A 5,320-nucleotide genomic window follows, 5' to 3' on the forward strand; every position below is an offset into this window, starting at 1 on the left:
TGTCCGGCGGCGTCCTACTCTCCCACCCCGTCCCCAGGGCAGTACCATCGGCGCTGAAGGGCTTAGCTTCCGGGTTCGGAATGTTGCCGGGCGTTTCCCCTTCGCTATGACCGCCGTAACTCTCTCAGAACAACAGCACCCGCACTGACCACACCCGTTGGGGGCGTGATTGGTGGGTGTTGTTTTCTGTGAACCGTATAGTGGACGCGACATTACATTGATCAGTGTTGGTGGTGAAGTCCTCGGCCTATTAGTACCAGTCAACTGAACCCGTTACCGGGCTTACATTTCTGGCCTATCAACCCAGTCGTCTAGCTGGGGGCCTTAACCCTCTAGGGGTGGGATACCTCATCTTGAAGCAGGCTTCCCGCTTAGATGCTTTCAGCGGTTATCCCTTCCGAACGTAGCTAACCAGCCGTGCTCCTGGCGGAACAACTGGCACACCAGAGGTTCGTCCGTCCCGGTCCTCTCGTACTAGGGACAGCCCTTCTCAAGTATCCTACGCGCACGGCGGATAGGGACCGAACTGTCTCACGACGTTCTAAACCCAGCTCGCGTACCGCTTTAATGGGCGAACAGCCCAACCCTTGGGACCTACTCCAGCCCCAGGATGCGACGAGCCGACATCGAGGTGCCAAACCATCCCGTCGATATGGACTCTTGGGGAAGATCAGCCTGTTATCCCCGGGGTACCTTTTATCCGATGAGCGACACCGCTTCCACATGCGAGTGCCGGATCACTAGTCCCGACTTTCGTCCCTGCTCGACCTGTCAGTCTCACAGTCAAGCTCCCTTGTGCACTTGCACTCAACACCTGATTGCCAACCAGGCTGAGGGAACCTTTGGGCGCCTCCGTTACATTTTGGGAGGCAACCGCCCCAGTTAAACTACCCACCAGACACTGTCCCTGAACCGGATCACGGTCCGAGGTTAGATACCCAAATTCAACAGAGTGGTATTTCAACGTTGACTCCACGAACACTGGCGTGCCCGCTTCACAGTCTCCCACCTATCCTACACAATTGAATTCAAATACCAATGTCAAGCTATAGTGAAGGTCCCGGGGTCTTTCCGTCCTGCCGCGCGTAACGAGCATCTTTACTCGTACTGCAATTTCGCCGGGCCTGTGGTTGAGACAGTGGGGAAGTCGTTACGCCATTCGTGCAGGTCGGAACTTACCCGACAAGGAATTTCGCTACCTTAGGATGGTTATAGTTACCACCGCCGTTTACTGGCGCTTAAGTTCTCAGCTTCACCCCGAAGGATTAACCGGTCCCCTTAACGTTCCAGCACCGGGCAGGCGTCAGTCCGTATACATCGTCTTACGACTTCGCACGGACCTGTGTTTTTAGTAAACAGTCGCTTCCCCCTGGTCTCTGCGGCCATACAACGCTCGCCCAGCAAGTGGGTCCACGTCTCCGGCCCCCCTTCTCCCGAAGTTACGGGGGTAATTTGCCGAGTTCCTTAACCACAGTTCACCCGATCGCCTTGGTATTCTCTACCTGACCACCTGTGTCGGTTTGGGGTACGGGCCGCTCGAAACTCGCTAGAGGCTTTTCTCGGCAGCATAGGATCATCCACTTCACCATAATCGGCTCGGCATCACCTCTCAGGCTGTATGAGACACGGATTTGCCTATGTCTCGCCCTACAGGCTTACCCCGGGACAACCACCGCCCGGGCTGGACTACCTTCCTGCGTCACCCCATCGCTCAACTACTACCCACCAAGTTCCCAGCCCACATCAGATCCACCCGAAGGCATCACATCAGCGAGGTGGTTAGTACAGTGAGGTTCATCGTTTGCGCTTCTTCGCGGGTACGGGAATATCAACCCGTTGTCCATCGACTACGCCTCTCGGCCTCGCCTTAGGTCCCGACTTACCCAGGGCAGATTAGCTTGACCCTGGAACCCTTGGTCATCCGGCGGCAGGGTTTCTCACCCTGCATTCGCTACTCATGCCTGCATTCTCACTCGTGTGGCGTCCACAACTGGTTCACACCGCTGCTTCACTCGCCACACGACGCTCCCCTACCCACCCACACACCTGGACCCGACAAGTCGGGCCGAGTTATTGTGTGAGTGCCACAGCTTCGGCGGTGTGCTTGAGCCCCGCTACATTGTCGGCGCGGAACCACTTGACCAGTGAGCTATTACGCACTCTTTAAAGGGTGGCTGCTTCTAAGCCAACCTCCTGGTTGTCTATGCGATCCCACATCCTTTTCCACTTAGCACACGCTTAGGGGCCTTAGCTGGTGATCTGGGCTGTTTCCCTCTCGACTACGGAGCTTATCCCCCGCAGTCTCACTGCCACGCTCTCACTTACCGGCATTCGGAGTTTGGCTAACTTCAGTAAGCTTGTGGGCCCCCTAGGCTATCCAGTGCTCTACCTCCGGCAAGAAACACGTGACGCTGCACCTATATGCATTTCGGGGAGAACCAGCTATCACGGAGTTTGATTGGCCTTTCACCCCTAACCACAGGTCATCCCCCAATTTTTCAACATTGGTGGGTTCGGTCCTCCACGCGGTCTTACCCGCGCTTCAACCTGCCCATGGCTAGATCACTCCGCTTCGGGTCTAGGACACGCCACTGAGTCGCCCTATTCAGACTCGCTTTCGCTACGGCTACCCCACACGGGTTAACCTCGCGACGTATCGCTAACTCGCAGGCTCATTCTTCAAAAGGCACGCCGTCACCTCCCGCACAAGGCGGTCAGCTCCGACGGATTGTAGGCACACGGTTTCAGGTACTATTTCACTCCCCTCCCGGGGTACTTTTCACCTTTCCCTCACGGTACTAGTCCGCTATCGGTCACCAGGGAGTATTTAGGGTTACCAGGTGGTCCTGGCGGATTCACTGCAGATTTCAGGGGTCCGCAGCTACTCGGGATACCACTCCAGAAAGACTGTGCGCTTTCACCTACCGGACTCTCACCGTCTACGGTCGACTTTTCCAAGCCATTCGACTAACACACAATTTTTTGACTTTCCGATCCTTCGGCAGAAGAATCCAAGTGGTCCCACTACCCCGATGACGCAACGCCTGCCGGCTATCACACGCCACTCGGTTTACCCTCATCCGCTTTCGCTCGCCACTACTCACGGAATCACATGTTGTTTTCTCTTCCTGCGGGTACTGAGATGTTTCACTTCCCCGCGTTCCCTCCACACGCCCTATGTGTTCAGGCGTGGGTAACCAGACATGACTCTGGCTGGGTTCCCCCATTCGGAAATCCTGGGATCAACGCTAGGTTGGCAACTCCCCCAGGCTTATCGCAGCCTCCAACGTCCTTCATCGGCTCCTGGTGCCAAGGCATCCACCGTGTGCCCTTATAAACTTGACCACAACATTGACCAAAGTAAATAAGATGCTCGCGTCCACTATACAGTTCTCAAAAAACAACCAACCCCACACCACCACCCACAACACCTGAACCCGGTCACAACCGGTGGTTTGTCGTAGAAGGCGCGGACTGTAGTCCTTGCATGAAAGCCCATCCCCAGAGACCAACGGACCGAAGAGGATTACTCATCTCCGGCCCGGAGGACTGGTTTGTTCTTTCAGGACTCAACAGGGTGTCTTACGATTCCAACCGCACCGTCTACACGTTCCCACCAGGCTCTGACCCGGAGGTCAGTGGCTGTACTAGTGTGTTTGGCCGTTGTCGGAATCGAACTAGTTAGTGTCTCCACCATTAAGCACACCCCCACCAGAGCATTCGTCTGGCGCGGGGTCTTTGACCGCTTTCGCGGTAAAGAGGCTCCTTAGAAAGGAGGTGATCCAGCCGCACCTTCCGGTACGGCTACCTTGTTACGACTTCGTCCCAATCGCCAGCCCCACCTTCGACGGCTCCCTCCCTTACGGGTTGGGCCACCGGCTTCGGGTGTTGCCGACTTTCGTGACGTGACGGGCGGTGTGTACAAGGCCCGGGAACGTATTCACCGCAGCGTTGCTGATCTGCGATTACTAGCGACTCCGACTTCACGGGGTCGAGTTGCAGACCCCGATCCGAACTGAGACCGGCTTTTTGGGATTCGCTCCACCTTGCGGTATCGCAGCCCATTGTACCGGCCATTGTAGCATGCGTGAAGCCCTGGACATAAGGGGCATGATGACTTGACGTCATCCCCACCTTCCTCCGAGTTGACCCCGGCAGTCTCCCATGAGTCCCCACCATTACGTGCTGGCAACATGGAACGAGGGTTGCGCTCGTTGCGGGACTTAACCCAACATCTCACGACACGAGCTGACGACAGCCATGCACCACCTGTGAACGCCCCCGAAGGACACCACATCTCTGTGGTTTTAGCGCACATGTCAAACCCAGGTAAGGTTCTTCGCGTTGCATCGAATTAATCCGCATGCTCCGCCGCTTGTGCGGGCCCCCGTCAATTCCTTTGAGTTTTAGCCTTGCGGCCGTACTCCCCAGGCGGGGTGCTTAATGCGTTAGCTGCGGCACGGAGACCTGGAGAGGTCCCCACACCTAGCACCCACCGTTTACAGCGTGGACTACCAGGGTATCTAATCCTGTTCGCTCCCCACGCTTTCGCTCCTCAGCGTCAGTATCGGCCCAGAGACCCGCCTTCGCCACCGGTGTTCCTCCTGATATCTGCGCATTTCACCGCTACACCAGGAATTCCAGTCTCCCCTACCGAACTCTAGCCCGCCCGTATCGGTTGCAAGCTCCAGGTTAAGCCTAGAGTTTTCACAACCGACGCGACGAGCCGCCTACGAGCTCTTTACGCCCAATAAATCCGGACAACGCTCGCACCCTACGTCTTACCGCGGCTGCTGGCACGTAGTTGGCCGGTGCTTCTTCTGCAGGTACCGTCACTTTCGCTTCGTCCCTGCTGAAAGAGGTTTACAACCCGAAGGCCGTCATCCCTCACGCGGCGTCGCTGCGTCAGGCTTCCGCCCATTGCGCAATATTCCCCACTGCTGCCTCCCGTAGGAGTCTGGGCCGTGTCTCAGTCCCAGTGTGGCCGGTCGCCCTCTCAGGCCGGCTACCCGTCGTCGCCTTGGTAGGCCATCACCCCACCAACAAGCTGATAGGCCGCGAGCCCATCCCTGGCCGAAAAACTTTCCACACAGATCCCATGCGAGACTGTGTCGTATCCGGTATTAGCCACCGTTTCCGATGGTTATCCCGAAGCCAAGGGCAGGTTGCTCACGTGTTACTCACCCGTTCGCCGCTCGAGTACCCCGAAGGGCCTTTCCGCTCGACTTGCATGTGTTAAGCACGCCGCCAGCGTTCGTCCTGAGCCAGGATCAAACTCTCCAATAAGGTTTGTTCGCCCCGGCAAGGACTAGCTGACAAA

3 rRNA genes are annotated in these 5,320 nt (G+C 56.8%); all 3 read right to left on the bottom strand.

The annotated features are described in order from the left end of the window. Position 1 precedes the first annotated feature (1 nt). Positions 2 to 118: ribosomal RNA gene (rrf, locus tag AB0M43_RS39200) — 5S ribosomal RNA — on the bottom strand. A 112-nt stretch (positions 119 to 230) separates the two neighbouring features. Then, a 23S ribosomal RNA gene (locus tag AB0M43_RS39205) occupies positions 231 to 3,345 on the bottom strand. A gap of 425 nt (positions 3,346 to 3,770) precedes the next feature. After that, positions 3,771 to 5,286: ribosomal RNA gene (locus AB0M43_RS39210) — 16S ribosomal RNA — on the bottom strand. Together the 16S, 23S and 5S rRNA genes form the textbook arrangement of a ribosomal RNA operon. Positions 5,287 to 5,320: the final 34 nt, after the last annotated feature.

Source organism: Longispora sp. NPDC051575 (assembly GCF_040681875.1).
In the GTDB taxonomy this organism is placed as follows: domain Bacteria; phylum Actinomycetota; class Actinomycetes; order Mycobacteriales; family Micromonosporaceae; genus Longispora.